Source organism: Alphaproteobacteria bacterium (genome assembly GCA_035625915.1).
In the GTDB taxonomy this organism is placed as follows: Bacteria; Pseudomonadota; Alphaproteobacteria; order JACZXZ01; family JACZXZ01; genus DATDHA01.
This window is the reverse complement of sequence record DASPOR010000179.1, coordinates 1-4,203: the sequence shown is the minus strand read 5'-3', so window position 1 is coordinate 4,203 and position 4,203 is coordinate 1. Positions and strand designations below refer to the sequence as shown.

Annotated in this window: 4 protein-coding genes; all 4 read right to left on the bottom strand. The window is 60.5% G+C overall.

Going from position 1 to position 4,203, the window contains the following annotated elements:
* Positions 1-405: hypothetical protein (locus VEJ16_13830; GenBank protein ID HYB10744.1), on the bottom strand; the 405-nt coding region annotated here is incomplete at its 3' end.
* A gap of 113 nt (positions 406-518) precedes the next feature.
* On the bottom strand, positions 519-1,658 hold the full coding sequence (locus VEJ16_13825; GenBank protein ID HYB10743.1) for a DUF4340 domain-containing protein: 1,140 nt from the start codon (positions 1,656-1,658) through the stop codon (positions 519-521).
* 18 nt (positions 1,659-1,676) lie between these two features.
* A complete protein-coding gene (locus tag VEJ16_13820) occupies positions 1,677-3,644 on the bottom strand; it encodes a Gldg family protein (GenBank protein HYB10742.1) in 1,968 nt (655 codons plus the stop codon).
* Between the two features lie 6 nt (positions 3,645-3,650).
* The coding region (locus VEJ16_13815) for an ABC transporter permease (GenBank protein ID HYB10741.1) at positions 3,651-4,203 on the bottom strand (553 nt) is incomplete at its 5' end.

Here is a 4,203-nt window from a genome sequence, read left to right as displayed (position 1 = left end):
TTTGGGGCCCGGAAGATTGGGCACAAGCACGAGAAATCGGTGGTCGGCGAGGCCGCGCGCGAACGCAATCAGCCGCGGATCGTCCTTCCCCGTTTCGGCGGCACCCGGAACGAGAAGAAGGGCCGCCCGGGCGCCATCGTTGCCATAAAGATCGCCGGTATAACGTCGCCCGTTCGCCACCCAACCCACGGATGCAGGCGCTATATCGGGAACCCGGCTCGTCGAGAGCGCGTAGAGAAGTGTTGCGGCCTCAAGCGGGCGTGGCGTCTCGATCCCAATCCATCCCACGATGACGGTGACTGCGAGTGCCAGCGCTGCGATCAGCCAGCGTCTCGGCGATGAAAATCGACGTGGCTTCACTCCGGCACCGAAGTCACCCCCGCGCCAACCTGAGCGGGCAGCCATCCGCAAAACTGGCCGAAAATTGTGTCGGCATTGGGGCTACGGCGTTCATTCGAAAATCACAGGGCTGAGCGGGCCCTATTTTCGAGCGGCAATGAAGAACTCATGCGCGAAGCCTACGACTTCGGCTTGGCCTTATCCTTGGGTTCGATCAAGTCGGTGAATTTCTTCTCGAGGGTAGTCTGGTCTCCCGGTTCAAGAACGAAGACCCAATCTTTCGTGCGTCCATCGATATCCTCGATCTCGTGCTTGACTTCATCGGGGGTCATGAGATTCGAGCCCGCTCCGGTGGGCGCTGCACTTGCCGTTGCCGCGGCCTGTTCGGCACTGGCTCCGGGTGCGGTCGCATCCGACGCTGCGATGATTTTCGCCCACGTCTTGCCATCCTGGAGATAGAGCTGCACGACGACCGAAAGACCGTCGAAGGTCTTGAATTCGACCTTGCGAATAGGCTTTGCGTCGGCCCTCAGATTTGCGGCCGGCAGGACGTCATCCGCACTGAGGGCTCCAAGGGCGCCTGCGATGCTGTCCACCTCGTAAGGTGCTTTGACCTTGTCGTCGGGCGGAACCCCTTCGAGCGCGAAATCCCCCTCCCCGGCCTTTTCCTTCGTCAACTGGTATGGCTTGTCCGCGTCCCCGGCATCGCCAGCCGGCGTTACGTCGACTTCGCGCACACGCTCGCGGTCGACGGAGACAAGATCGCGACGCATCCACTGCTTGACGTCGTCGTTGCGTTGGAGGCTGCCGGTTGCAAGCCAGGACTGCTTGTCACCCGCCTTGCGCACATAAACCTCGGTCGCGTTGTCACCACCGCGCCCGAACCGCTCCTTCCCGATGATGACGCTTGCAAGTGTTGCACCCTTGGCGTCCTCGACCGTGACCATCGCTGACTTTGCCCCGGATGCCACGTCCTCGACCTCGAGCTGCGGGTAGAGCGAGGGCTCCGCCGTCTTGGCCTCTACGGTCTTGAGCTCGGCAAGGCCTAGGAGCAAAGATTTCACGACATCGTACTTCGCGGGGTAGCCATACTTCTCGGCGATCGTCCAATTTTTGTCCCCGCGCACGATCGTGAACGAGCCCGCACCCGATGCCACGACGATCTTTGCCGCATCGTTCAGCTTCCCCGCGAAATCCGGCAGAAGGAAAGCACCACCCGTGCCGGTCGTGAATGCCTCCTTGCGGGTATTGACGATGACGGCCCCGACAATCACGACGACGGTTACAGCGGCGAGAACGGCGAGCGTTCGATTCTTCATCGTGAATTCCCCTCACCTTCACGTCGAGCCATAGCGCCGGCGCCGGCGCGAGGCGCGGATGACGGCAATGACGATGGCCAGGATTCCGATCACGATCGGGATCAGCCCGATGTTGATGAATTTCAACACGGCAGCGAGCCGTTCGATATTGACCCGCAGGGCGTGCTGTACCTCTCTCAGGGACTGGCGGGTCGTCAGCATGTCAGCCCGGAATTTGTTTATCTCCTGCTGCTGCTCGGCACTCAGGATTTGATGTTGACCGCTGTCGCCCTCCTTCTGGAGTGAGGCAATTTTCTTCTCCGTATCCTTGAGGCGATCCTCGAGATCCTGGGCTTGTTTCAGATACCGCGCGTCCGCGTCGGCGCGAATCCGCTGCACGAGATCGAAGGGACGCGTTGCAAGTCCGCGCCCGCGCAAGCCAATGAGTGCGTCCGAACCCGCGAGGTTGTCGAGCGCGTTGACGACGAAATCGCCATTGCCCGCCGTGGGTTGGACAAGCTGATGCCCGAAGAAGTCCTGCTTTCGCACCCAAAATCGATCGTTGAGCATATCCGTGTCGGCGACCACGATTGCGTTGATCGGCTTCACGGATTGCCTGAGCCAGTCACCCGATGCCGGCTTCTCGGCCTGGCCGGGGGCGGCATTCGTCGCGTCGCCCTCTTTGCCCGCGTCCTTCTTCGCTTCGGCCGGCTTGTCGGGCGGTGGGCCGTCGGGGAAGGCGCTCTTGACGTCGCCTTGAACGCGTGCCGCCAGGACGAGCGGATGGCCGACCGGTTTGTATTTCGCGATCAACGAGACGAAATCGGGAATCATTCGAAGATTTTCGGCATCGATTTCCGTCGCCTGACTGCTCGTCTCGACGAGGGGCGTGAATGTCGTGGAGGCGTCCTTCGTGCGCTCGAGAATGCCCGGCGTGGCGAATAGCAGACTCGATACATCGGTCGTCACAACATCGTTGTGGTCGATGTTGTCGGCTCCGAGGGAGAGCCAGGCAATATAGTCGATCGTCTGGACTCGGCCCTGGACGTTGGCTTGCACGCGGGTGGCCAGGGTACGGTCGCCGGCGACTTTGCCGGGAACAAGTTCAACCCCCCAACTGCCGAGAAGCTTTTTCAGATCGGAGCTGGTAGCCCCCGTCATCATCATCGGACTCGGCCCTGCATCCGATTCGGCATTCGGATCGACGAACACAAGTGCGCGGCCGCCGCCGAGCACGAATTGATCGATTGCAAATTGGGCCTTCTCGCTCAGCTTCTTCGGGTGCACGATCATGAGGACGTCGATGTCTTTGTCGATCTTGTCCGGATCATCGCCGAACTCGCGCACGGTGAATTGCTCGCGCATTTCGGTGAGGACGGTCCATGGCGGGGTGGTCCCTTGTCCCATCATCGGATTGCCAAATGCGCCGGCCATGGGAAGCGAGCTGATGAGCCCGACTATTTTTTTCTTGGGATTCTCAAGCCCGGCGATGAGGCGCGTCACGTCGTATTCGAGGAAGCGTTCGCGATCCGGTTGGAAGAACGAGATGATCTGCTCATCGTCGGTGCTATTGGTGCCGGCAAGACCGAAATAGACCTGATCGCCCTCGTTCCCGAGGGAGACGCCCTGCAGACCGTAGCCGACCGCACGATCCTCAGCATCGGAAAACGGCTCCGGATTGTACACTTCAAGTCGAATGCGGCCGCTCGACAAACTGACATATCGCTCCAGAAGCTCGCGCACGCGTGCGGCGTAGTTGGCGTAGGTTGGCACCTGTTCGCCAAGCCGCGTCGAGAAATAGAAACGCAGGGTCACGGGCTCCTTGAGATCGGCGAGGAGCTCGCGAGTGCCTTTGGAAAGGGTGTAAATGCGGCCCTGGGTCAAATCGAGGCTCGTCGCCTTGAAAGCACCCTCGGCGAGGATGTTGACGGCGAAAAACAACGCCACGACGACTGCGAGGCCAAGGATCGAAAGCGTGGTGCGATCGAGACGGGACAGGTTTCGCATGGGGATTTATGCCGACTTCCGGAGTTCGACCGACACGATGTTCGCGTAGAGGAAGAGGCCGATGAGGGATGCAAGGAATATCACGTCCCGGACGTCGATTACGCCTTTCTTGATCGCGTCGAAATGGGTAAGGAAGCTGAACGAGGCGACGGTGTCGACGAGGACCTGCGGCAGCCAGCCCTGCACGAAGTTGAGCACCATCGGCGTGCCGGAGAGAATGAAGAGGAAGCACACGGCGCACGCGACGACGAATGCGATCACCTGGTTCTTGGTAATGGCCGACATGCAGGCGCCGATCGAAAGGAAGGCGCCCGCCATCACGAAACTGCCGATGTAGCCCGCGACGATGACGCCCTCGTCGGGGCGGCCGAGAATGTTGACCGTCACCCACATTGGAAAGGTGAGGAGAAGGGCAACGCCGGTGAACGCCCATGCGGCGAGAAATTTTCCCATCACGGCTTGGGACACTGAAATGGGAAGCGTAAGGAGAAGCTCTATCGTGCCGCTTTTACGCTCCTCCGCCCAAAGCCGCATCGAAATCGCCGGGATCAGGAAGAGA

Excerpts from the sequence above, each read along its gene's own strand:
- VEJ16_13825 (HYB10743.1), bottom strand. The coding sequence starts at position 1,658 with ATGAAGAATCGAACGCTCGCCGTTCTCGCCGCTGTAACCGTCGTCGTG.
- VEJ16_13820 (HYB10742.1), bottom strand. The coding sequence starts at position 3,644 with ATGCGAAACCTGTCCCGTCTCGATCGCACCACGCTTTCGATCCTTGGC.